This is a genomic window from Jiangella ureilytica (genome assembly GCF_004348545.1).
Classification (GTDB): Bacteria; Actinomycetota; Actinomycetes; order Jiangellales; family Jiangellaceae; genus Jiangella; species Jiangella ureilytica.
Map to the genome: position 1 here is coordinate 1 of NZ_SMKL01000087.1, position 23,892 is coordinate 23,892.

General features: G+C 72.6%; 23 protein-coding genes. 14 read left to right on the forward strand and 9 right to left on the reverse strand.

Annotation, left to right across the window (positions count from 1 at the left end):
* Window positions 1-19: 19 nt before the first annotated feature.
* The 6 genes from E1212_RS25810 to E1212_RS25835 all read right to left on the reverse strand — a co-directional run bounded on the left by E1212_RS25810 (window position 20) and on the right by E1212_RS25835 (window position 5,835).
* A complete protein-coding gene (locus E1212_RS25810; RefSeq protein ID WP_131987837.1) occupies window positions 20-940 on the reverse strand; it encodes a type IV toxin-antitoxin system AbiEi family antitoxin in 921 nt (306 codons plus the stop codon).
* 210 nt (window positions 941-1,150) lie between these two features.
* Window positions 1,151-1,903, reverse strand: a complete 753-nt coding sequence (locus E1212_RS25815; RefSeq protein WP_131987839.1) for a succinate dehydrogenase iron-sulfur subunit — start codon at window positions 1,901-1,903, stop codon at window positions 1,151-1,153.
* Window positions 1,903-3,657, reverse strand: a complete 1,755-nt coding sequence (gene sdhA, locus E1212_RS25820) for a succinate dehydrogenase flavoprotein subunit (RefSeq protein ID WP_131987841.1) — start codon at window positions 3,655-3,657, stop codon at window positions 1,903-1,905. The genes E1212_RS25815 and sdhA overlap by 1 nt, the downstream gene beginning before the upstream one ends.
* A 33-nt stretch (window positions 3,658-3,690) precedes the next feature.
* Entirely contained in the window at window positions 3,691-4,134 is a 444-nt protein-coding gene (locus E1212_RS25825; protein ID WP_131987843.1) for a succinate dehydrogenase hydrophobic membrane anchor subunit, read from the reverse strand.
* A gap of 2 nt (window positions 4,135-4,136) precedes the next feature.
* Entirely contained in the window at window positions 4,137-4,514 is a 378-nt protein-coding gene (gene sdhC / locus E1212_RS25830) for a succinate dehydrogenase, cytochrome b556 subunit (protein WP_131987845.1), read from the reverse strand.
* 190 nt (window positions 4,515-4,704) lie between these two features.
* Window positions 4,705-5,835 (reverse strand): glycosyltransferase family 4 protein, encoded by a 1,131-nt coding sequence (locus E1212_RS25835; RefSeq protein WP_131987847.1) that lies wholly within the window; start codon window positions 5,833-5,835, stop codon window positions 4,705-4,707.
* A gap of 234 nt (window positions 5,836-6,069) precedes the next feature.
* Here E1212_RS25835 and E1212_RS25840 point away from each other — a divergent pair, with 234 nt between their 5' ends.
* The 9 genes from E1212_RS25840 (at window position 6,070) to E1212_RS25880 (ending at window position 16,307) form a co-directional block, all read left to right on the forward strand.
* Window positions 6,070-6,645 (forward strand): hypothetical protein, encoded by a 576-nt coding sequence (locus E1212_RS25840; RefSeq protein WP_131987849.1) that lies wholly within the window; start codon window positions 6,070-6,072, stop codon window positions 6,643-6,645.
* 124 nt (window positions 6,646-6,769) lie between these two features.
* Window positions 6,770-8,347 (forward strand): acyl-CoA mutase large subunit family protein, encoded by a 1,578-nt coding sequence (locus E1212_RS25845; protein ID WP_131987851.1) that lies wholly within the window; start codon window positions 6,770-6,772, stop codon window positions 8,345-8,347.
* A gap of 68 nt (window positions 8,348-8,415) precedes the next feature.
* On the forward strand, window positions 8,416-9,117 hold the full coding sequence (locus E1212_RS25850; protein WP_131987853.1) for a hypothetical protein: 702 nt from the start codon (window positions 8,416-8,418) through the stop codon (window positions 9,115-9,117).
* A 200-nt stretch (window positions 9,118-9,317) separates the two neighbouring features.
* On the forward strand, window positions 9,318-10,430 hold the full coding sequence (locus E1212_RS25855) for a BMP family lipoprotein (protein WP_131987855.1): 1,113 nt from the start codon (window positions 9,318-9,320) through the stop codon (window positions 10,428-10,430).
* Between the two features lie 94 nt (window positions 10,431-10,524).
* Complete coding sequence (locus E1212_RS25860) at window positions 10,525-12,177, forward strand: ABC transporter ATP-binding protein (RefSeq protein ID WP_131987857.1); 1,653 nt, start codon at window positions 10,525-10,527, stop codon at window positions 12,175-12,177.
* Window positions 12,174-13,442, forward strand: a complete 1,269-nt coding sequence (locus E1212_RS25865) for an ABC transporter permease (protein ID WP_203417224.1) — start codon at window positions 12,174-12,176, stop codon at window positions 13,440-13,442. Before E1212_RS25860 ends, E1212_RS25865 begins: the two co-directional genes overlap by 4 nt.
* Window positions 13,439-14,731 (forward strand): ABC transporter permease, encoded by a 1,293-nt coding sequence (locus E1212_RS25870; protein WP_131987859.1) that lies wholly within the window; start codon window positions 13,439-13,441, stop codon window positions 14,729-14,731. Before E1212_RS25865 ends, E1212_RS25870 begins: the two co-directional genes overlap by 4 nt.
* Before the next feature lie 14 nt (window positions 14,732-14,745).
* Window positions 14,746-15,150: a cytidine deaminase gene (locus tag E1212_RS25875; RefSeq protein ID WP_131987861.1), complete on the forward strand. Its 405-nt coding sequence runs from the start codon at window positions 14,746-14,748 to the stop codon at window positions 15,148-15,150.
* Between the two features lie 191 nt (window positions 15,151-15,341).
* Complete coding sequence (locus tag E1212_RS25880) at window positions 15,342-16,307, forward strand: chymotrypsin family serine protease (protein ID WP_131987863.1); 966 nt, start codon at window positions 15,342-15,344, stop codon at window positions 16,305-16,307.
* A 3-nt stretch (window positions 16,308-16,310) separates the two neighbouring features.
* Here the strand turns inward: E1212_RS25880 and E1212_RS25885 are convergent, their stop codons facing one another.
* Window positions 16,311-16,946 carry a maleylpyruvate isomerase N-terminal domain-containing protein gene (locus E1212_RS25885; protein WP_131987865.1) on the reverse strand — a complete coding sequence of 212 codons (636 nt, stop codon included), beginning with the start codon at window positions 16,944-16,946 and terminating at the stop codon, window positions 16,311-16,313.
* A 42-nt stretch (window positions 16,947-16,988) separates the two neighbouring features.
* On the opposite strand from E1212_RS25885, the gene E1212_RS25890 reads away from it, so the two are divergent.
* The 3 genes from E1212_RS25890 to E1212_RS25900 all read left to right on the forward strand — a co-directional run bounded on the left by E1212_RS25890 (window position 16,989) and on the right by E1212_RS25900 (window position 20,081).
* Complete coding sequence (locus E1212_RS25890; RefSeq protein ID WP_131987867.1) at window positions 16,989-18,287, forward strand: thymidine phosphorylase; 1,299 nt, start codon at window positions 16,989-16,991, stop codon at window positions 18,285-18,287.
* Window positions 18,288-18,326: 39 nt separating this feature from the next.
* Window positions 18,327-18,680: a cupin domain-containing protein gene (locus tag E1212_RS25895; protein WP_131987869.1), complete on the forward strand. Its 354-nt coding sequence runs from the start codon at window positions 18,327-18,329 to the stop codon at window positions 18,678-18,680.
* A gap of 69 nt (window positions 18,681-18,749) precedes the next feature.
* A complete protein-coding gene (locus E1212_RS25900) occupies window positions 18,750-20,081 on the forward strand; it encodes an aminotransferase class I/II-fold pyridoxal phosphate-dependent enzyme (RefSeq protein WP_131987871.1) in 1,332 nt (443 codons plus the stop codon).
* Window positions 20,082-20,533: 452 nt separating this feature from the next.
* On the opposite strand, the gene E1212_RS25905 is transcribed toward E1212_RS25900, so the two are convergent.
* Window positions 20,534-21,241 (reverse strand): FMN-binding negative transcriptional regulator, encoded by a 708-nt coding sequence (locus tag E1212_RS25905; RefSeq protein ID WP_131987873.1) that lies wholly within the window; start codon window positions 21,239-21,241, stop codon window positions 20,534-20,536.
* A gap of 142 nt (window positions 21,242-21,383) precedes the next feature.
* On the opposite strand from E1212_RS25905, the gene E1212_RS25910 reads away from it, so the two are divergent.
* Window positions 21,384-23,006, forward strand: coding sequence for an amidohydrolase (locus E1212_RS25910; RefSeq protein WP_131987877.1), 1,623 nt, complete (start codon window positions 21,384-21,386; stop codon window positions 23,004-23,006).
* 165 nt (window positions 23,007-23,171) lie between these two features.
* Complete coding sequence (locus E1212_RS29675) at window positions 23,172-23,345, forward strand: hypothetical protein (protein WP_162605630.1); 174 nt, start codon at window positions 23,172-23,174, stop codon at window positions 23,343-23,345.
* A 75-nt stretch (window positions 23,346-23,420) separates the two neighbouring features.
* Here the strand turns inward: E1212_RS29675 and E1212_RS25915 are convergent, their stop codons facing one another.
* Entirely contained in the window at window positions 23,421-23,888 is a 468-nt protein-coding gene (locus E1212_RS25915) for a DoxX family protein (protein ID WP_131987879.1), read from the reverse strand.
* Window positions 23,889-23,892 lie beyond the last annotated feature (4 nt).

Here is a 23,892-nt window from a genome sequence, read left to right on the forward strand (position 1 = left end):
GGGCGGGGCGAGCGGTGTGTCAGGCGAGGCGGCGGCGCTGGCGGTCGAGGGCCCGGCGCACGCGGTCGCACAGCTGCGACGGACGGCGCAGGTCGTCGGCCGTGACCCGGACGACCTCCCACCCATGATCGCGCATGACCTCGTCGCGGGCGATGTCGGCGCGCCAGCGCTTCCTGGTGCTGCGGTGGACGTCGCCTTCGTATTGGACGGCGACCTTCAGGTGTTCGTAGGCGAGGTCGGGCCGGCCGATCCACTCGCCGTGCTCGTCGCCCACGTCGGGGTTGACCGATGGTTGGGGCAGGCCGCCGTGGTTCGTCAGCACGAGACGTAGCCGGGTCTCCTGCGGTGAGTCCACCCGATCGCGAACCTGCCGGGCCAGCCACCGCGCCCGCACGACGCGCCGTCGCCGCCGGGCCGCCTCGGCCGCCTCGACCAGGCGTTCGCGCGTGGTCAAACCGCGCCCCACCATCGCGTCGCCGACGACGACCAGGTCCGCATCGTCCAGCGTCAGGGACAGGTCCAGCCAGGTGCGCTCCGGCGTCGTGACCCGCAGGCCGCGGTGGACCGTGGCGTCGTCGGGGGCGAGCCCCTCGTGTGGCTCCAGGCCCGGCCGCCGCCGCGGGACGGTGCCCGGCGGCACGATGACCTGGAAGTCGGCCGGCGTCTCGACCGGCAGGCCGTACCAGGTCGCGGCGGTGGCCCCGTACATCGCGGCGTCGTCCGGCAGCGCGAGCAGCCAGGCTCGCGCCGTCTGCTCGTCGTCCAGCGAGAGCTCACGGTCGGCGTAGACGCAACGATGCAGCCGGACGTAGGCGCGCCGGCGAAGCCGCTCCGGCGCGATACCGGTGGCTCGCGCCGTCGTGCGGGTGAAGGCCGTGCCACGCAGCGGCACGGGCGCCGACGACGGCCGGGATCCGGGTGCGCGGCGTGGCGATGGCATGCGTCCACCGTGACCCGGCGGCCGGGCCGCCGCCAGGCCGGAACGACGAAATGTGGACAGCCGCGCAGATCGACCGGACCTGTGGACGACCCGTCCGCCCAGCCCGCCCACGCGCCATGCGAAGTTGATCTTGGAGTAAGCGCGGAATCAATCGGGCGAATCGCCCAGCAACCCTGCAGTTACTCCAAGATCAACTCGAGGGGAGGATCGTCAGACGCGGCGGAAGAGGAGGGCGCGCTTGACCTCCTGGATCGCCTTCGTCACCTCGATGCCGCGCGGGCAGGCATCGGTGCAGTTGAAGGTCGTCCGGCAGCGCCAGACGCCGTCGCGGTCGTTGAGGATCTCCAGGCGCTGCTCCGCCCCCTCGTCGCGGGAGTCGAAGATGAAGCGGTGCGCGCCCACTATGGCTTGTGGCCCGAAATACTGACCGTCTGACCAGTACACCGGGCACGACGACGTGCACGCCGCGCACATGATGCACTTCGTGGTGTCGTCGTAGCGGGCGCGGTCCTCGGGCGACTGACGGCGCTCGCGCGACGGCTCGTTCCCGCTGGTGATCAGGAACGGCATGATCGACTTGTACGCTTCGAAGAACGGGTCCATGTCGACCACGAGGTCCTTGAGCACCGCAAGGCCCTTGATCGGCTCGACGGTGACCGGCTTGTCGAGCGGCAGGTCCTTGAGCAGCGTCTTGCAGGCCAGCCGGTTGCGGCCGTTGATCCGCATGGCGTCGGAGCCGCAGATGCCGTGGGCGCACGAGCGGCGGAACGTCAGCGACCCGTCGATCTCCCACTTGATCTTGTGCAGCGCGTCGAGCACCCGGTCGGTGCCGTGCATGGTGACCGTGTGCTCCTCCCAGCGCGGCTCGGTGTCGTTCTCCGGGTTGAATCGGCGCAGGCGCAGCGTGACCTGGAAGGACGGAACGGCGCCGGCGACCGGCGCGTCGGCAACAGCGGCAGTCATCAGAACTTGCGCTCCATCGGCTGGTAGCGGGTGACGACGACGGGCTTGAAGTCGAGCCGGACACCGTCGCCGTCCTCCTCGGAGGAGGACCGGTACGCCATGGTGTGGCGCATGTAGTTGACGTCGTCGCGGTTCTGGTAGTCCTCGCGGAAGTGCCCGCCGCGCGACTCCTTGCGCTCTAGGGCGCCGACGACGATGACCTCGGCGAGGTCGAGCAGGAAGCCGAGCTCGACGGCCTCGAGCAGGTCCGTGTTGAACCGGCGGCCCTTGTCCTGCACGGACACCGTCGCGTACCGGGCCTTCAGTCCGTGGATGTCCGAGAGCGCCTGCTTCAGCGTCGCCTCGGAGCGGAAGACCTGCGCGTTCGCGTCCATCGTCTCCTGCAGCTCGCGGCGCAGGACCGCCACCCGCTCGCCGTCGGCGCGGTCGCGCATCTCCTCGAGGAGGGCGACGGTGGCGGCTTCCGGCGACGGCGGCAGCTCGACCAGGGGAGCGCGCGACGCGAACTCCGCCGCCGCGAGGCCCGCCCGCCGGCCGAACACGTTGATGTCCAGCAGCGAGTTGGTGCCCAGCCGGTTGGCGCCGTGCACGCTGACGCACGCGACCTCGCCGGCGGCGTACAGGCCGGGCACGACGTGGGTGTTGTCGGCCAGCACCTCGGCGTCGACCGTGGTCGGCATGCCGCCCATGGCGTAGTGGGCGGTCGGGAAGACCGGCACCGGCTCGGTGTACGGCTCGACGCCCAGGTAGGTGCGGGCGAACTCGGTGATGTCGGGCAGCTTGGCGTCGATGTGCGCCGGCTCGAGGTGTGTGAGGTCGAGCAGCACGTAGTCCTTGTCGGGGCCGGAGCCGCGGCCCTCGCGGACCTCGTTGGCCATGGCCCGGGCGACCACGTCGCGCGGCGCGAGGTCCTTCAGCGTCGGGGCGTAGCGCTCCATGAACCGCTCGCCCTCGCTGTTGCGCAGGATCGCGCCCTCGCCGCGGGCCGCCTCGGACAGCAGGATGCCCAGGCCGGCGAGGCCCGTCGGGTGGAACTGGAAGAACTCCATGTCCTCCAGCGGCAGCCCGCGGCGGAAGGCGATAGCCATGCCGTCGCCGGTCAGCGTGTGCGCGTTCGACGTGGTCTTGTAGACCTTGCCAGCGCCGCCGGTCGCGAACACGACGGCCTTGGCGCGGAAGACGTGGATCTCGCCGGTGGCCAGCTCGTACGCCACCACGCCGGCGGTGCGCCGGACGCCCTCGACCTCGGTGAACAGCAGGTCGAGCACATAGAACTCGTTGAAGAACTCGACGTCGCGCTTGAGGCACTGCTGGTACAGCGTCTGCAGGATCATGTGGCCGGTGCGGTCGGCGGCGTAACAGGACCGGCGGACGGCGGCCTCGCCGTGCTTGCGGGTGTGCCCGCCGAAGCGGCGCTGGTCGATCAGGCCGTCGGGGGTCCGGTTGAACGGCAGCCCCATCTTCTCCAGATCGAGGACGGCGTCGATGGCCTCCTTCGCCATCACCTCGGCGGCGTCCTGGTCGACCAGGAAGTCACCGCCCTTGACGGTGTCGAAGGTGTGCCACTCCCAGTTGTCCTCCTCGACGTTGGCCAGCGCGGCGCACATGCCGCCCTGGGCCGCGCCGGTGTGCGACCGGGTCGGGTAGAGCTTGGTCAGCACGGCGGTGCGGACCCGCTGGCCGGACTCGAGCGCCGCGCGCATCCCGGCGCCGCCGGCGCCGACGATCACCACGTCGTACTGATGGGTCTGCATGCGAGATCTCGCCTTGCCTCTCGAAACGAAGAACTACGGCACCGGGCAGAACGACGGCAGCAGCTCGGCTGCCGCGTCCGGCGGGCACGGATCGAACGTGAAGATCACCAGCGTCCCGAGCACGATGGTGATGGTCGTGGCCGTGTAGAGGCCGACCTTCAGCCACAGCCGCAGCTGGTCGCGCTCGGCGTAGTCGTTGATGACGGTGCGCAGCCCGTTGGTGCCGTGGAGCATGGCCAGCCACAGCATCAGCAGGTCCCACACCTGCCAGAGCGGATCGGCCCACTTGCCGGCGACGAACGCGAAGTCGAGCGCGTTGATGCCGTCGCCGGTGACCAGGTTGACGAAGAGGTGCCCGAAGATCAGGACGACCAGCAGCACGCCGGACGCGCGCATGAACATCCACGCGTACAGCTCGGTGTTGGTGCGCCCGCGCAGCCGGCGCGGGGTGCGGGGAGCGGGAATGGTGCTGGTCATCGTCAGCCCCCGAACACGTGGGAGAGGTGGCGGATCACGAACGGCACCATCAGCAGCACCCACAGGCCGAGGACGGCGGCGAACATCTGCTTCTGGTAGCGCGGCCCCTTCGACCAGAAGTCGACGAGGACGATGCGCAGGCCGTTGAACGCGTGGAAGACGATCGCGCCGACGAGCCCCACCTCCATGAGCCCCACGATCGGGTTCTTGTAGGTGGCGATGACCTCGTTGTACGCCTCCGGCGACACCCGGACGAGCGCGGTGTCGAGGATGTGCGCGAAGAGGAAGAAGAAGATGCCGATGCCGGTGACCCGGTGGGCCACCCACGACCACATGCCTTCACGGCCGCGATACAGCGTGCCAGCAGGCGCCTTGGGCACGAACGTGCTGCCTTCCGAGTGCGATGGGGGAGTGCCGGGCGACACGCCCGGCCGTCGCACATGCTAGCTCCGCGGACGGCCCGAGTTCCGTGGCCAATCTCACGTCTGGCCTGTTCAGAGCCCTGTTTCGGCGGTGACATCTCTCACTAAGGGCGACCTAACCTGCCGGAGATCCTCCGCCGGAGAAGCGCTACGCCGCGGGCGCCGCCTGCCGCCGTCGCACGATCGCCGTCGTGTAGTGCTCGAGCAGCTGGTTGCAGATCGCGTCCCACGAGCGCCCGTACACCGACTCGCGCGCGGCGGCGGCCATGCGGACCCGCCGGACCGGGTCGGCGGCGATCCGGCCCACGGCGGCGCGCAACTGCTCGCCGTCACCGGTGTCGACGAGGTAGCCGGACCAGCCGTGGTCGACGAGGTCGATGGGGCCGCCGGAGTTCGGCGCGACGACGGGGACGCCGGCGGCCAGCGCCTCCTGGACCGCCTGGCAGAACGTCTCGGCCGGGCCCGTGTGCACGAAGACGTCGAGGCTGGCGTAGGCCTTCGACAGCGGCTCGCCGGTTCGGAAGCCGAGGAACGCGGCGTCGGGCAGCGCGGCTCGCAGCGACTGCTCGCTGGGCCCGCCGCCGACGATGGCCAGCTTGACGCCGGGCATCCCGGCCAGCGCGGTCAGCGAGGCGACGTGCTTCTCCGGCGCCAGCCGGCCGATGTAGCCGACGATGACCTCGCCGTCGGGCGCCAGCTCGCGGCGCAGCTCCTCGTCGCGGTGGGCCGGGTGGAAGCGGACGAGGTCGACGCCGCGGCCCCAGCGGGCCAGCCGCGGGAAGCCGTGCGCGGCCAGCTGCCGCTGACTCGCCGACGACGGCACCAGGGTGACGTCGGCCTGCTCGTGGATGCGCCGCATCCACGACCAGATCGCCTCGTCGCCGAGGGTGCGCCACAACCGGTAGCCGCGGGCGAACCCGGCGAGGTCGGTCTGGTAGACGGCGACCGTCGGCAGGCCGAGCCGGACCGCCGCGTTCATGCCCGCCTTGCCCAGCCACACCGGGGCCGCCAGGTGCACCACGTCGGGGTCGAAATCGCGCAGGATCTTGCTGATGCGCCGCCGGGTGGAGATGCCGACGACGCTGTCGTCGTTGCCCGGGAGCGCGAACGACGGGACCCGCACGACCTGCTGCCCGTCGTACTCCGACACGCCCTCACCGGGGGCGATCACGAGCGCCGTGTGACCGTGCCGCGTGAGATGCTCCACCACGCGGCAGACGGAGTTCGTCACGCCGTTGATCTGGGGGAGGAACGACTCTGCGACGATCGCTACCCTCATGCCTGCAACGATCCGGGCGCCCGGTGGCGCGACGGGGATGGCCGCATGAACGGGGGTTGACGCTCTGGCGTCGGGTCAGGCGTCTGGCGGCCGTTCGCTGCGCAAGGTTCTCACTATGAGAGACGCATGGTGACGCTGAGTGATGACAGCCAGCAAGATCGATACCACGGGTGCGCCTACGGGCCTGACGGGGCTCGGGTGTCTCGGTACTGCCAGGCGACTGGGGAGTAGCGAGTGACGGTCGACATCGGAACTCCTGCACGCGTGTTGCTCGTCGGGAAGCGGGTGCGCGTCCTCGACGAGCTGGGCCGGGCGTTACGCGAGGCCGGCATGGTCGTTCGCGAAGAGACCGACGCCGACCGCGTACGCTACGGCGTCGACGGCTCCAGCATCGACATCCTGGCCCTCGGCCGGGCGTTCACCGGGCCGAAGCGCGACCGGATGATCGACTCGCTGAAGGCGCAGAACCCCGCGTTGCGGGTGGTCGACGGACTGGCGCCGATCCCGTCGATCATCCTGGCGCAGATCCGCGAGGTGGTGACGGCGCCCAACCGCGACACCCGCATCGTCGGCGCGGCCGCCTACGAGTCCGGCGACAACAGCATCGTCCTGGTCCTGCGCCGGCCCGCCCACGTCGACGTCACCCTGCACCGGCTCGACCCGCTCTACCGGGTGCACGAGACCGACGTCTACACCGGCGGCCTCGACCGCGGCCGGCAGCGGCTGCCGCTCGGCCGCCGGGTCGGCCGGGGCGAGCGCTTCCTCGTCGTCGAGGCCGACGACGAGACGACGGTGCACCCGCTCGGCTGAGCCCGGCCGCGGGACCGCCCGCCCGGGCGGTGCCGTCCGGACCGTGTGGACAAAGTCACCACCCATACCACCCGCTGGGTCACTACCGTGAAGAGATCCAGTGACGGAGGTGAGGGGCGTGGCCATGAGCACGACGGAGTCCGGGCTGCCCGTCGAGCCCGTCTACGGGCCGGAGGCGCTCGACGGCTGGCCGGCACAGGAGCGGCTGGGCGAGCCGGGCGCGTACCCGTTCACCCGCGGCGTCTACCCGACCATGTACACCGGCCGGCCGTGGACCATGCGGCAGTACGCCGGGTTCGGCACGGCGGCGGAGTCGAACCGGCGCTACCACCAGCTGGTCGAGGCCGGCACCGGCGGGCTGTCCGTCGCGTTCGATCTGCCGACGCAGATGGGGTACGACTCCGACGCGCCGGTGTCGGCGGGCGAGGTCGGCAAGGTCGGCGTGGCCATCGACTCCATCGAGGACATGCGGGTGCTGTTCGACGGCATCCCGCTGGGCGAGGTGTCGACGTCGATGACGATCAACGCGCCCGCCTCACTGCTGTTGCTGCTGTACCAGCTGGTCGGGGCGGAACAGGGTGTCGACGGCACGAGGCTCACCGGCACGATCCAGAACGACGTGCTCAAGGAGTACATCGCCCGCGGCACCTACATCTACCCGCCCGCGGCGTCGTTGCGGCTGACCAGCGACATCTTCGGCTACTGCCGGCGCGAGCTGCCGCGGTGGAACACCATCTCGATCTCCGGCTACCACATGGCCGAGGCCGGCGCGACGCCCGTGCAGGAGGTCGCGTTCACGCTGGCCAACGCCCGCGAGTACGTGCGCGCGGCCCTCGGCGCGGGGCTCGACGTCGACGAGTTCGCGCCGCGGCTGTCCTTCTTCTTCGTGTCGCGCACGACGCTGCTCGAGGAGGTCGCGAAGTTCCGTGCCGCGCGGCGCATCTGGGCCCGCGTCATGCGCGAGGAGTTCGGCGCCACGAACCCGAAGTCGCAGATGCTGCGGTTCCACACCCAGACCGCCGGGGTGCAGCTGACGGCGCAGCAGCCCGAGGTCAACATGGTCCGGGTGGCGGTGCAGGCGCTGGCCGCGGTGCTCGGCGGCACCCAGTCGCTGCACACGAACTCCTACGACGAGGCCATCGCGCTGCCGACGGAGAAGGCGGCCCGGCTGGCGCTGCGCACCCAGCAGGTGCTCGCCTACGAGACCGACGTCACCCGCACCGTCGACCCGTTCGCCGGCTCGTACGCCGTCGAGTCGCTCACCGACGAGCTCGAGGCGGCCGCCGTCGACCTGATGACCCGGGTCGAGGACATGGGCGGCGCCGTCGCGGCCATCGAGCGCGGCTTCCAGAAGGACCAGATCGAGCACTCGGCGTACGACGTCGCCAAGCAGATCGACGCGCACGAGCGCACCGTCGTCGGCGTCAACCGCTACGTCACCCACGACGACGAGCCGTACGAGCCGCTGCGCGTCGACCCCGCCATCGAGGAGGCGCAGGCCGCACGGCTGGCGGCGTTGCGCTCGGAACGCGACGGCGACGCCGTCGGCCGGTCCCTCGACGCACTGCGGACGGCCGCCACCGGCACCGAGAACGTGCTGGTCCCGATGCGCGCGGCGCTGGCCGAGCGGGCCACCGTCGGCGAGGTCTGCGACGCGCTGCGCGAGGTGTGGGGGACCTACGCCCCGCCGGCGGGTTTCTGACGCGCTCGGAACTTCGCGCAGGGGCCGGATCGTACGATGTGCGGACCCGTAACCCGACGGAGGGACGCATGAGCCGCCGACTGCTCGCGCTCGCGGTCGCCGCGGCCACCGCGGTCGTCGCCGCAGCGCCCGCCGGCTGCTCCGCCGAGGGCGGCGCGCCGTCCGAACCGTCCGCGTCGGGGGCGACGACGGCGACGGCGTCACCGTCCGCGGGCGCGACGTCCGAGACCGCGCCGTCGGACGACCCGGATGCCGCGCCGGCGCCGCAGGACGAGCCGGCCCCGAGCCCGACGTTCACGCAGCCGTTCCTGCCGCCCGGCGACGAACGGGTCATCGACCTCCCGGCCGAGCTGGTCATCGAGCCGCCGCCCGGGGCCACCGACGACGAGCGTGCCGTGCTGGCCGCGGCGGGCCGGTTCATGGCCAGCTGGGACGCCATCCTGTTCGGCGCCAGCGACGACCAGTCCGGCATCTTCGCCACGTCCGTCGACCCGCAGCTCGGCCGGCTGCTCAACTACCTGGCCGAGTCGGTCTCGAAGGAGCGGGTCATCGTCGGCGAGCCGACGGTCATCGAGCTGCACGCCGTCTCCGTCAACGGCGACTCCGCCGAGGTCGACATCTGCACCGTCATGCGCGACTGGGTGCAGTACACCGGCGGCACCCCCGAACCGCAGCCCGAGGTCGAGCGGCTGATCCTCACCATGACCCACGACAAGCATGGCTGGCGGGCCTCCGACACCGCGCAGGCCGACCCCGAACCCTGCGTCTGAGCCCGCGTTCGAGCGGCATTCCGGGCAGATTTCCTGTGCGGCGGTTCGACAGCGAGTTGGTCACAGGTATATCTCGGCTGTTCAGGGTGCGGTCGAATGGCGATGACGGCCGTTAGCCTACGGCTTGGATTCGTTCCGATTTCGGCCCCACCGGACACGAGTGGCACGGCCGATGAAGTATCTGGGGCCTGGAGGGGCAGATGAACAAGAGGTTTCGGCTCGCTGCTGCGCTGAGCGTGGTCGCGCTCGCAGTGGCGGCCTGTGGTGAGGCTCCTGACGAGGAGGGCGGCGGCGGCGACGGCACGTCGACCGCGGGCGGCGACGGCGGCGGCGACTTCGCCGCCTGCATGGTCTCGGACCAGGGCGGCATCAACGACCGCTCGTTCAACGAGACCTCCTACAACGGCCTGGTGCTCGCCCAGGAGGAGGGCATCATCGCCGAGCCCAAGTTCGCCGAGTCGCAGACCGACGCGGACTACGGCCCGAACGTCGACGCCATGGTCCAGGACGACTGCGGCATCATCGTCACGGTCGGCTTCCTGCTGGCCGACGCGACGCGCGAGGCGGCCGAGGCCAACCCCGAGGAGCGGTTCGCGATCGTCGACTTCCAGTACGCCGACGAGACCGGGGCGCCGACCCCGATCGACAACGTCAAGCCGCTGGTGTTCAACACGCAGGAGGCGGCGTTCCTGGCCGGCTACGCGTCGGCCGCGCACTCCACGACCGGCATCGTCGGCACCTGGGGCGGCGCGAAGATCCCGACCGTCACCATCTTCATGGACGGCTTCTACGACGGCGTCCAGTACTACAACGAGCAGAAGGGCGCCCAGGTCCAGGTGCTCGGCTGGGACAAGGCGACCCAGGAGGGCCAGTTCGTCGGCGACTTCGCCAACACCGGCCTGGCCCGCCAGATCAGCGACAACCTGATCAGCCAGGGCGCCGACGTGCTGCACCCGGTCGCCGGTCCGCTGGCCGAGAGCGCGGCCATCGCGGCGCAGGCGGCCGGCAACGTCGCGGTCGTATGGGCCGACTCCGACGGCTTCGAGTCCGCGCCCGACTACGGCGACGTCATCCTGACGTCGGTGCTCAAGGGCATGGACCAGGCCGTTCTCGCGGCGACGCAGGAGGCGGCGGACGACGCGTTCACCAACGAGCCGTACATCGGCACGCTGGAGAACGGCGGCGTCGGCATCGCGCCGTTCCACGACTTCGACTCCACGGTCACGCAGGAGACGAAGGACGAGCTGGCGCAGATCCAGGAGCAGATCATCTCCGGTGAGCTGACCGTCGAGTCCGACGCGGCATTCTCCTGACAGGTAGTCACGGCCACCCCGAACGGCCCGGTCGCCGGGCCGTTCGGGGTACGGTCGTGCTCACTTCGCTCGTACGAGGGAGGCGGTCCGGAAGGTGTTGCTCGAACTGCGCGGCATCACCAAGCGCTTCGGCAGCCTGGTGGCCAACGATTCCATAGACCTGGTGGTCGAGCCGGGCGAGATCCACTGCCTGCTCGGCGAGAACGGCGCCGGGAAGAGCACGCTCATGAACGTGCTCTACGGCCTCTACCAGCCCGACGACGGCCAGATCGTCGTCGACGACCAGAAGGTCGCCTTCTCGGGTCCGGGCGACGCCATGGCGGCCGGCATCGGCATGGTCCACCAGCACTTCATGCTGGTCCCGGTGTTCACCGTCGCCGAGAACGTCATGCTCGGCCAGGAGCACGTGGGAGCAGGCCGCCTGCTCGACATGGAGGCCGCCCGGCGCGACGTCCGCGAGATCTCCGACCGCTACGGCTTCAACGTCGACCCCGACGCCTACGTCGAGGACCTCCCCGTCGGCGTCCAGCAGCGGGTCGAGATCATCAAGGCGCTGGTCCGCAAGGCCGACGTGCTCATCCTCGACGAGCCCACCGCGGTGCTGACGCCGCAAGAGACCGACGAGCTGATCGCCATCATGCGCCAGCTCAAGGCCGACGGCACGTCCATCGTCTTCATCACGCACAAGCTGCGCGAGGTCAAGGCCATCGCCGACCGCATCACCGTCATCCGCCGCGGCGCCGTCGTCGGCGAGGCGTCGCCCGGCGCGTCCGAGAGCGAGCTCGCCTCGATGATGGTCGGCCGCGCCGTCAGCCTCACCGTCGACAAGCCGCCGGCCGAGCCCGGCGACGTCGCCTTCTCCGTCGCCGACCTCAGCGTCGTGGACGACCGCGGCACCGCCGTCGTCGACCACGTCTCGTTCGACGTGCGCGGCGGCGAGATCCTCGCCGTCGGCGGCGTGCAGGGCAACGGCCAGACGGAGCTGGTCGAGGCGATCCTCGGCGCGCAGGAGCACGTCACCGGGTCGATCAGGCTCGGCGACCGCGAGCTGCTCGGCCGGAGCATCGACCAGGTGCTCGACGCCGGCGTCGGGTTCGTGCCCGAGGACCGCACCGTCGACGGCATCGTCTCCAGCTTCTCCGTGGCCGAGAACCTCGTCCTCGACCTCTACAAGCGCGCGCCGTTCGCTCGCGGCCTGTCGCTGCGCGGGTCGGAGCTGGCGCGCAACGCCAAGCAGCGGGTCGACGAGTTCGACATCCGCACCACCAGCATCGACACCCCGGCCGGCACGCTCTCCGGCGGTAACCAGCAGAAGGTGGTCGTCGCCCGCGAGCTGTCCCGCCCGCTGAAGCTGTTCATCGCCGCCCAGCCCACCCGCGGCCTCGACGTCGGCTCCATCGAGTTCGTGCACAGGCGCATCGTGCGCGAGCGCGACAACGGCACGCCGGTCCTCATCGTCTCCACCGAGCTCGACGAGATCAGCGCCCTGGCCGACCGCATCGCCGTCATGTACCGCGGCCGCATCGTCGGCATCGTGCCGGGCGACACCGACCGCGACGTGCTCGGCCTCATGATGGCGGGCATCGCGCCGGGCGAGGCCCGCGCCGAGGCCGAGGCGCACCCGACGGAGGTCTCGCTGGTGGCCGCCGCCGACGAGGCCGTCGCCCACGAGGCCGTCGCCCACGAGGCCGCCGCCGACGAGGCCGCCGATCCCGTCGCCGACGACTCGAAGGACGGACAGTCGTGACCGACACCCAGCCGCCGGCCGCCGCGCCGGAGCCGGCCGCGCCCGAGGAGCAGCGGCCCAAGGCGCCCGCCGACGAGAGCTTCGGCCAGCGGTTCATGCGCGAGCTGACCAGCGGCAGCATCCTGGTGACCATCCTGTCGGTGGTGCTGGCGCTGTTCATCGGCGCCATCCTCATCGCGGCGTCGGACCCCGAGGTGCAGGACCGTGCGCGCTACTTCCTCTCCCGGCCCGGCGACACGTTCTCGGCCGCCTGGGACTCCGTGAGCAGCGCCTACAGCGCCCTGTTCACCGGCTCGATCATCGACATCGACGAGTACACCGTGGGCCGGGCGCTGCGTCCGCTGGCCGAGACCGCGACCAACGCCGCGCCGCTCATCGCGGCCGGTCTGGGCGTCGCGCTGGCGTTCCGGGCCGGCCTGTTCAACATCGGCGCCGAGGGTCAGATCATCCTCGGCGCGATCCTGGCCGGCTACGTCGGCTTCGGCCTGCACCTGCCGACCGGCCTGCACCTGATCGTGGGCGTGCTGGCCGGCATCGTGGGCGGCGCCGTCTGGGGCGGCATCGTCGGCCTGCTGAAGGCGCGGACCGGGGCGCACGAGGTCATCGTCACGATCATGCTCAACTACGTGGCGCGGTTCCTCATCGCCTACCTGCTGACGACGGCGGCCTTCCAGCGGCCGGGCGCGTCGAACCCCGTCAGCCCGATCGTCGACGAGTCCGCGCAGCTGACCCGGTTCTTCGACGACTCGCGGCTGCACCTCGGGTTCGTGCTGGTCATCCTGGCCGCGTTCGGCGTGTGGTGGCTGCTCGAGCGGAGCACGCTCGGGTTCGAGTTCCGAGCCGTCGGCGCCAACCCGAACGCCGCACGCACGGCCGGCATGTCGGTCAGCCGCACGTACATCTGGGTCATGCTGCTGGCTGGTGGCCTGGCGGGCCTGGCCGGCGTCATGCAGGTGCTGGGGACGGAGCGGTACCTGACGGCGGGCATCTCGGCCGGCATCGGGTTCGACGCCATCACCGTCGCGCTGCTCGGGCGCGCCAGTCCGTGGGGGACTGTGGCCGCCGGGCTGCTGTTCGGCGCGCTGCGTGCCGGCGGCGTGCCCATGCAGGCCGGCACCGGCACGCCCATCGACATCATCCTGGTCATCCAGTCGCTCATCGTGCTGTTCATCGCGGCGCCGCCGCTGGTCCGGGCCATCTTCCGGGTGCCCGTCCGGTCCGCCGGCCAACCCGTCGCCGGGCTGCAGAGGGGGTGGGGCGCGTGAGCGCGCCGACCGTTCAGGCGCCGCCGCCCGCGGCCGTCGCGCCCGAGGAGCTCGCGCTCCGGCCGAGCTGGAAGACGCCCATCGCGTTCGCCGTGCTGGCGCTGGTCGCGCTCGTCGCGTTCGGCATCCTCGGCGAGTCCGGGCAGACCAGCACGTTCGGCATCTCCACCGGCTCCGACGCCTGGCAGATCGACCCGCTCGCGCTGTCGTCGCAGCCGGTCGCGCTGGGGCTGTCGCTGGTGTGCGTCGTCATCGCGGCGTACTCGGCCTGGCTGGTGCGCGAAAGTCAGGCCGTTCCGGTCTGGCTGACGGTGCTGTTCGCCATCGCGTTCGTGCTGGCGTTCCTCGTGTGGGCAGTGGCCGGCGAGCAGATCTCGTTCACGTCGCTGCTGCAGGGCGCGCTCGCTCTGTCGGTGCCGCTGGTGTTCGGCGCGCTGTCCGGCGTGCTGTGCGAGCGGGCCGGCGTCATCAACATCGCCATCGAGGGCCAGCTGCTGGCGGGCGCGTTCCTGTCCGCCGTGGTCGCGACGCTGACCGGCAACCTGTACGTCGGCCTGATCGCGGCCATCGTCGCCGGCCTCATGGTGGCGTTCGTGCTGGCGGTGTTCGCCATCACCTACATCGTCAACCAGATCATCGTCGGCGTCGTGCTGAACGTGCTGGTCATCGGCGTCACGAACTTCCTCTACGGCCAGCTGCTGGCGCCCGAGGCGGCCACCTGGAACAGCCCCGGCACGCTGCCGCGGGTCGAGATCCCGCTGCTCAACGAGATCCCCGTCATCGGGCCGGTGCTGTTCGAGCAGACCATCGTCGTCTACGCCATGTACGTGACGGTGATCCTCGTGCACATCGCGCTGTTCCGCACCCGCTGGGGGCTGCGCGTCCGCGCCGTCGGCGAGCACCCGAAGGCGGCCGACACGCTGGGCATCCGGGTCAACTCGGTCCGGTTCCGCAACGTCCTGCTGGGCGGCGCGGTGGCGGGGCTCGGCGGGGCGTTCTTCACGCTCGGCAACGTCGGCGCGTTCAGCCGCGAGATGTCGGCCGGGCAGGGCTTCATCGCGCTGGCGGCCATGATCTTCGGCCGGTGGAGCCCGCTGGGAGCGCTCGGCGCGGCGCTGCTGTTCGGGTTCGCGAACAACCTGCAGAGCGTGCTGGGCATCATCGGCACGCCGATCCCGAGCGAGTTCATGCTGATGCTGCCGTACATTCTGACGATCTTCGCGGTCGCCGGGCTGGTCGGCCGGGTCCGCGCACCGGCCGCCGACGGCGAGCCGTACGTGAAGTCGTGACGTCCGGTTCGGCCGTGGGCCGAGAGGTCGACTGGGGCGCGTTGCGCGCGGCCGCCGTCGAGGTGGCCGCGCACGCCTACGCCCCGTACTCGGGGTTCCCGGTCGGCGCGGCGGCGCTGGTCTCCGACGGGCGGGTCGTGGTCGGCTGCAACGTCGAGAACGCCGCCTACGGCGTCACGTTGTGCGCCGAGTGCGGGCTGGTGTCGTCGCTGGTCGCCGGCGGTGGCGGCCGGCTCGTCGCCTTCACCTGCGTCGGCGGCGCCGACCGGCACCTGATCATGCCGTGCGGCCGGTGCCGGCAGCTGCTGTGGGAGCACGGCGGCGCCGCGCTGCTGGTCGAGACGCCGCTCGGCGTGCAGACCATGGACCAGGTGCTGCCGCAGGCGTTCGGCCCGGAGGACCTGCCCGACCGCTCCTAGTACCGGATGCTCGGGTATGGCGGGTCCGGCCGGTGGGAGGGGGATGCCGGCCCGCTCGGATATGGCAGACCTCCGCTGGGGGCCGGCGGCGCTTGGGACGGGGCGAGTGTCGGTGCCCGCCCGTAGGGTAGGAGGCCCCTCCCAGCCGGGCGGGGTCCGACCGCCGCCGTCACCGTCCCCGGGAGTCGCCCATGGAGCTGCAGACCGCGCGTGAGATCAAGGCCGAGCTCCGGCGCCGGACGGCGGTGCTGGCCGCGCCGCCCCGCCCGCACACGCCCACCGGCGGGGTCGCGGTCGGCGTCTGCGTCGCCGGATCGCAGACCTACGGCGTCGCCGTGCGCACGTTCGGCTCGTCCGAGCTGGGCGACGCGGTCGTCGAGGCGGGCCGCGCGCTCGCCGGCGACCAGTGCGACATCCGCGACGTCGGGGTCGTCCGCGCCCACATCCTCACCCAGCAGTGGGACCCGGCCGACCTGCAGCAACGGCACCGGCCGCTGCGGCCGGGGCTGTCGGTGTCGCACCTCGACGTCACGGCGGGCACCCTCGGCGGGTTCGTCGTCGCCGCTGAGCCCGCCGGCGGCACCGTCCTCGTCCTGTCGAACAACCACGTCCTGGCCGACTCCGGCCGCGGCCGGCCCGGCGACGTCATCGTCCAGCCCGGGGCGGCCGACGGCGGGGCCGCGCCCGCCGACCGCATCGGCGTGCTCGAGGGCGTCGTCGCGCTGGACGAGGTGGCGGCCAACGTCGTCGACGCGGCCACGGCGCGGCTCGACGACGGCGTCGAGGTGTCGGCCGACTACCCGGGCGGCCGGCTGACCGGCTGGGCCGCCGTCACCGACGATGTCGCGGTCGAGAAGGTCGGCCGCACCACCGGGCACACGCAGGGCCGGGTCAGCGCCATCGAGCTCGACGGCATCAGCGTGCAGTACCCGTCGGGCGTGCTCGACTTCGACGACCAGATCGAGGTCACCGGCGAGGGCCCGACCCGCTTCTCCGACGGCGGCGACAGCGGCTCCGTCGTCTACCGGCCCGACACCCTCGAGGCGGTCGGCCTGCTCTTCGCCGGTAGCGACACCGGCGGGCCGGACGGCCAGGGCCTCACGTACTGCAACCCCATCGGCGCCGTGCTCGAGCGGCTGGGCGTCCGGCTCGCCTGAGCCTCAGATCGCGGTGATCGACGACGGCGCCCGCTCGGCCCGCGCGAGGGCCCGGAGCACCGCCGGCGCACCGTGCTTGCGCACCGCCAACGTCGTGAGCAGCGCGAACACCGGTGACAGCGCGGCATCGGGCAGGTCCGGCGTCTCGATGCCGACGCTGACGGCGAGGTCGTCGTCGTGCACGGCGATCTCGAGCAGCCGCGTCGTCAGGTAGTCGTCGAGGGTCAGCGACCAGCGGCAGGCCAGGTGCACGACGCGTTCGGCCGGCTCCACGGCGAGAGCCGTGCGCAGCGCCGCCAGCGTCGCCGTCGTCCGCTCCACCAGCGCCGCGGTACCGCCGGCGGCGTTGGCGTCGCCACCCGCGCGGATCTTGACGTTCGTCGCGGCGTCGACGCCGGCGTCGATCCACGTCGAACGGGTGTAGTGGTCGAGCAGCGCGGCCGGCGGCTCGTCCGGCACCGGCGTCGCCAGCACGTCCGGCACCGCGAGCACCTGCCCGGCGAGGTGGCCGGCCAGCCCGCTGACCGTGAACTCCTCGAGCGCGCTCGGGTCGTCCCAGTGGCGTGCGACCGCGGGGTCGCGGAGCAGCGTGAGCGCCGTCGCCGCCGCGTCGAGGTAGGCCTGCCGCACCGTCGTCATGCCGTCAGCGTACGGGCGCGCCGGAAATGCGATGATCGGGCCATGGCAGCACCTGAACCCTTCGACGCCGTCGACGTCATCCGGACCAAGCGCGACCGCGGCGAGCTGTCCGACGGTCAGATCGACTGGGTCGTCGACGCGTACACGCGCGGCGTCGTCGCCGACGAGCAGATGTCGGCGTTGTCCATGGCGATCCTGCTCAACGGCATGCAGCGGCGCGAGATCTTCCGGTGGACCGACGCGATGATCCGCACCGGCCGCCGCATGGACTGGTCCGCCGTCGACCGCCCCACCACCGACAAGCACTCCACCGGCGGCGTCGGCGACAAGATCACCCTGCCCCTGGCGCCGACGGTGGCGGCCTGCGGTGCCGCCGTGCCGCAGCTGTCCGGCCGCGGGCTCGGTCACACCGGCGGCACGCTGGACAAGCTGGAGTCGATCCCGGGCTGGCGCGCGTCGCTGTCGGCGTCGGAGATGCTCGACGTCCTGCGATCCACCGGCGCGGTCGTGTGCGCCGCCGGCGACGACCTGGCACCGGCGGACAAGAAGCTGTACGCGCTGCGCGACGTCACCGGCACCGTCGAGGCGATCCCGCTCATCGCGTCGTCGATCATGAGCAAGAAGATCGCCGAGGGCACCGGCGCGCTGGTCCTCGACGTCAAGGTGGGGTCCGGCGCGTTCATGAAGAACGTCTCGTCGGCGCGTGAGCTGGCGTCGACCATGGTGGCGCTGGGCTCGGACGCCGGGGTGAACACCGTCGCGCTGCTCACGAACATGGAGACGCCGCTCGGGCTGACCGCCGGGAACGCGCTGGAGGTGCGTGAGTCGGTCGAGGTGCTCGACGGCGGCGGGCCCGACGACGTCGTGGAGCTCACCGTCACGCTGGCGCGCGAGATGCTCGCCGCGGCGGGGCTGTCCGGTGGGAAGGACCCGGCCGACGCGTTGAAGGACGGGTCGGCCATGGACGTCTGGCGGCGGATGATCGCGGCCCAGGGCGGCGACCCGTCGGCCGCGTTGCCGGTCGCGCGCGAGACGCACACCGTGCTGGCGCCGGCGTCCGGCGTGCTGGCCCGGCTCGACGCGTACCAGGTGGGCGTCGCGGCCTGGCGGCTCGGCGCCGGCCGGGCCCGCAAGGACGAGTCGGTGCAGGCCGGTGCCGGGGTCGAGCTGCACGCGAAGCCCGGTGCGCTCGTGCGGGCCGGCGAACCGCTGCTCACCCTGCACACCGACGAGCCGGCCCGGTTCGACCGCGCGCTCGAGGCCCTCGACGGCGGCTACTTCATCGCGCCCGAGGGCAGCCGCCCGGACCTGCCCGCGCTGGTCATCGACCGCATCGGCTGACGCGCGGCCCAGGCGGCCCGCCGACCCGGAGGAATCGACATGGTGAGACTGATCGACGCGCCGGCGCGGATCCCCGTTCCCGGCGGCAAGGTCATCGACGAGTTCGTCGGCCGGGTCGCGACGCAGAACGGCGCCGTCTCGGTGGCCCGCATGCAGGCGCCGGCCGCCTGGGACGAGCCGGCGCAGACGCCGGAGTTCGACGAGATCACCGTCGTGCTGGGCGGCAGCCTGGTGGTCGAGCACGACGGCGGCAGCACGACGGTGGCGGCGGGCCAGGCGCTGTTCACGACGGCGGGCGAGCGGGTCCGGTACAGCGCCGGGCCTGACGGCGCCGAGTACGTCGCCGTCTGCCTGCCGGCGTTCGCCCCGGACCTCGCGCACCGCGAGGACTGATCGGCGCGCCGAGGCGGCCGGCACGTTCGCTGGTACAGCGTCCACCAGCTGTACCAGTACAGTTGCGGGATGGCTCCCGAGGACGTGATCGCCGGCCGCACGTCGCGCGCCATCGCGGACAGCGTCGAGGCGGCCGTCGAGGCAGGGCGGCTGCGCGAGCCCGAGCCGCTGCCGTCGGTGCGGGCCCTCGCGGCCCGGCTCGGCGTCAGCCCGACGACGGTGGCCGCCGCCTACCGCGACCTGCGGCTGCGCGGCGTCGTCACGACCGAGGCGGGCCGGGTCACGCGGGTCGGTGTGCGGCCGGTCAGCCGGGGGCAGCAGTTCGGCCCGGCCGCGCCGGGGCTGCGCGACCTCAGCGACAGCAATCCCGACCCCGCGCTGCTGCCGGACATCGCCGGCGTGCTCGGCCGGCTGGAGTTCCCGCAGTTCCTCTACGGCGAGCCGGCCGTGCTGCCGGCGCTGGCGGAGATCGCGCTGGAACAGTTCGGCGACCTCCCCGCCGCGCTGCGCACGAACGCCGGGCCGGTCGCCGTCGTCGGCGGGGCCATGGACGGCGTCGAGCGGGTGCTGGCCAGCCGGGCGCGGCCGAACGACCGCATCGCCGTCGAGGACCCCGGTCACCCGGGCGTGCTCGAACTGGTGCGATCGATGGGCATGGTCCCGATCGGCGTCGCCGTCGACGACAGCGGGCCGGTGCCGTCGTCGCTCGCGGCGGCGCTCGAGACGCGGCCGGCGGCGGTCGTCGTCACGCCGCGGGCGCAGAACCCCACCGGCGCGGCCGTCGACGCGGCGCGCGCCCGCGAGCTGCGCGCCGTCCTCGACGAGCACCCCGACGTCCTCGTGGTCGAGGACGACCACGCGTCGCTGATCGCCGGCGCCCCGTACACCTCGGTGTGCGTGGGCCGGCGGTCGTGGGCGGTCGTGCGGACGACCAGCAAGGTGCTCGGCCCCGACCTGCGCACCGGCTTCCTCCTCGCCGACCCGCGCACCGCGCGCCGGGTCGCGGAGCGGCAACTGGTGGGAGCCGGCTGGGTGAGCCACGTCCTGCAACACCTGGTGGTGCAGCTCTGGTCCGACGAGGACGTCCGCACCGGCATGCGCCTGGCCGGCGACATCTACCGGTCGCGGCGGGAGGGGCTGCTGAGCCGGCTGGCCGAGCGGGGGATCGCGGCGCGCGGCCGCTCCGGCCTGAACGTCTGGGTGCCGGTGCCGCACGAGATCCCTGTGGTGCAGGCGCTGCAGGAACGGGGCTGGGCGGTCCGGGCGGGCGAGCCGCACCGCACTCACAGCGAGCCCTTCGTCCGCATCACGACGGCGACCCTCACCGCCGACGAAGCCGAACGCCTCGCCGCCGACCTGGCCGCCGTGCTGGGCCGGCCCGGCCGCACCCGCCTCGCCTGACCGCCACCCGGACGTCCTCACCGCCGCGAGTCGTAACGTCTCGCCGCTGACCTGGCCGCCGTGCTGGGCCGGCCCGGCTGCACCCGCGTCGCCTGACCGCCACCCGGACGTCCTCACCGCCGCGAGTCGTCTTCACTGCCGCGAGTCGTCTTCTGCGCGCGATCCGGGCCCGCAGAGGACGGCGGCCGGTAGTGAAGACGGCGGGCGGTGGTGGAGACGGCGGGCGGTAGTGAAGACCACTCACGGCGGTGGAGACGACGGGCGGTAGTGAAGATCACTCACGGCGGTGGAGTCGGCGGGTGGTGGTGAAGATCACTCACGGCGGTGGAGTCGGCGGGTGGTGGTGGAGACGGCGGGCGGTAGTGAAGACCACTCGCGGTGGTGGAGTCGGCGGGCGGTGGTGGAGATGGCCGGCGGTGGTGGAGACGGCCGGCGGTAGTGCGGACGGCGGGTCAGCCGCTCCGTTCCGCCTGCTCCACGCCGTCGTCGGCCGGGGCGAGACCGAGGACGTCGGCCATCAGGGCGGCCAGTTCGCGGTCGCGGCCGCGCCGGCTCGCCGCGAACGACGCGTGCACCCGGCGCTGGGTCTCGGCCGGCTTGTTCTGGCTGAGCTTGAAGGTGCTGCGGACGTCGTCGACGGTGATCTCGAACGCCGTGACGCCGGCCAGCAGCTTGTCGATGTAGCCCAGCGACGACGTCGGGTCCCAGCCGGTGCCGGCGTAGGTCTCGGTGGCGTCGATGGTCGCGCGCATGATCGCCAGCGCCTCGTCCCGATCGTCGACGACGCGCACTGGGCCGCTCAGGTGCACGGCGGCGTAGTTCCAGGTCGGAGCCTGGGGCTTGGACGGGTCGTACAGCGTCGGCGACACGTAACCCTCGGGGCCGAGGAACACCGCCAGTGCGAAGCCGGTTGTCCGCAGCGCCTCGCTCTGCGGGTTCGCCCGCGACAGGTGACCGATGACGGTTCCGCCCAGCAGCGGCTCCCCGTCGGCCGGCGGCCCTGCCGGACCCGGCCGGCGCAGCATCGGCACGTGCGTCGCCACCGGAGCGCCCGGCAGTGCGGCCCCGGCGGCGCTCACGACCAGCCCGAACGGATTCTCGCGGACCAGTCGTCCCTCGCGCTCGGGCAGGTCGGCGCGGAAGTGCCGAGGAGTGTGCATGGCGGTTCCCAACTGTACTGGTACGGTTGCGGCAACCGTAACGTAACAGTTCACGAACTGCCAGACTCAGCCCGGGCCCGAACGACCCGCGGGAGGTGTGGTGGAGCTCGACCTGCTGGTGACCGGTGCCCGGATCGCGACCATGGATCCCGCCCGCCCCGCCGCCACCCGGCTCGGCGTCTGGCGCGGCCGCGTGGCCGGCCTCGACGAGGAGGTCGACGGGCTGCGGGCGCGGCGCGTCGTCGACCTCGGCGGCGCGACCGTCCTGCCCGGCTTCGTCGACGCGCACAGTCACCTGGCGTGGACCGGCATGGTCGCGGGCCTGGTCGACCTGTCGGCGTGCCGTACCCGCGACGCCGTCCTCGACGCGATCCGCCGGGCCGCCGATGCCGCGGCCTGCACGGGCAATCGGGACGGGTGGGTCGACCTTGCCGGCTACGACCAGCGTCCGCTCGGCGGCCACCTCACCCGCGACGACCTCGAACTCGCCGCGCCGGGCCGCAAGGTGTACGTCCGGCACGCCTCCGGGCACGCCTGCCTGGTGTCCGACGCCGTGCTGGCCACGGTCACCGACGACGAGTTCGCGGCGCACGCTCCCGGCGTGGTCCGCGACGCCGCGGGCCGGCCCACCGGACTGCTCGAAGAGGGCGCCATGGCCATCGCCCGCGCGCGCCGGCTGCCGTACGGGCTGGACGAGATCGTCGCCGCCATCGAGACCGCCGGCCGCGAGTGCCTGGCGCAGGGCATCACCACGGTCGCCGAGGCCGGCATCGTCACCGACCTCGCCGGGTCGTCACCGGTCGAGCTTGCCGCGTACCAGGTCGCCCGCGAGCAGGGCCGGCTGCCGGTGCGGGTCCAGGCGATGATCCCGGCCGCCATGCTGCGCCCGTCCGGCGCGGCGCCCGGCGACGGCATCGCCCGCGCCATCGACCTCGGCCTGCGCACCGGGCTCGGCGACGACCGGCTGTCCGTCGGCGCGCTGAAGCTCTGGCTCGACGGCGGAATGATGGCGCGGACGGCGGCCCTCACGGAGCCCTACCTGAACCCCGGCGGCAGCGACACGAGCACCGGCGACGACGGCGGCAGCGGCGGCTCCGGCCGGCTCGCCTTCGACGACGACGAGCTCGCGGCTCTGGTCCTCGACGCGCACCGGGCCGGCTGGCAGCTGGCCGTCCACGCCATCGGCGACGCCGCGGTCGACCAGGCCATCGCCGTCGTCGCCGCCGCCCAGGCAACCCATCCGCGCCCCGACGCCCGGCACCGGGTCGAGCACTGCGGCATCGTCCGCCCTGACCAGCTGCCACGACTCGCCGCGGCCGGGCTGACGGCGGTGATCCAGCCGACGTTCCTGCACGCCTTCGGCGACGACTACTCCACCATCATGGGCCCGGAGCGCACCGGCTGGATGTACCGCGGCCGCTCGTTCCTCGACCACGGCATCACGGTGGCCGGCAGCTCCGACCGCCCGGTCGCCGACGGCGCGCCGCTGCGGGCGATCCAGTTCATGGTCGAGCGGGCCAGCGCGAGCGGCGCCCCCGTCGGGCCGGCCGAGGCCGTCACCGTCGACGAGGCGCTGGCCGCCTACACCACCGGCAGCGCCTACGCCTGCCGCGTCGACGGCGTCGCCGGCCACCTGGCAGCGGGCGCGCTGGCCGACCTCGCCGTGCTCGGCGCCGACCCGCGCGAGGTGACGCCGTCGGCCATCGCCGATGTCCCGGTCCTCGCGACGGTGCTCGGTGGTGAGGTGGTCCACGGGGCCGTCTAGCTCGGGGCCGACCGCGAGGTCCCGGGCCGCGGCGAGTCCGACGACGGCAGGGGGATCGTCCGCTCGGGGTACCCCTTACGGGACCGCCCCTACGCCCAGCGACGTAGGCGGCGGCTCGGCTCCACGGCCGATGTGGCGCCGCCGCCGGGCTGGAACCGTGGAGTCATGGTGTTCAGGACCCTCACGGCGGGCGCGTTCCTCGTCGGCGCGCCACCCGGGGCGACGGAACCCGACGCCGAACCGCGGCTGCCGCCGTCGTCGCCGTCGTCGCCGGGGAAGCCGGGCGAGAACGAGCGTGAGCCGGACGCCGTCGCCGGAGAGTGGCGTTCCGGCTCCTAGGAACAGAAAGGGCGAGAGCGCCGGGGCTCGCGGGGGACGAGCCCGGCGCTCTCGCCGGTCGGGGGGAGCCGATGCTCAGTGGCGCGACTCCATCCGCGCTCCCAGCGCCTTGGCGCCGAGCACCAGGACGATCGCGCCGAACACGATGTCCTTGAACACGTACTGCGCCTCGAGCGTCGGGGTGCCGCCGGGGAACATGTCGCCGAAGAACAGCACCATCGGCGACATCATGCCGGCCAGCGCGCCCGCCAGCACCACCAGGCCGGTGCGCAGGAACTTGCCGGTGACCAGGGTGAGCCCGATGAACGTCTCGATGACGGCGGTCATGGTGACGGCGGCCTGCCCGCTCACCAGGCCCAGCGTGAGCGTGTCGATGGTCCGCATGACCAGCGGCTCCGCCGGGCTGGCGCCCGGGAAGAACTTCAGCACGCCGAACGCGAGGAACACGACGCCGAGGCTGATCTGGAGCAGCTGGAGCCCGTGCGCCGCGAGCCAGCGGGCGACGACGGCGACCGGGTCGCGCCGGGTGGGTGCGGGGGTCAGCGGC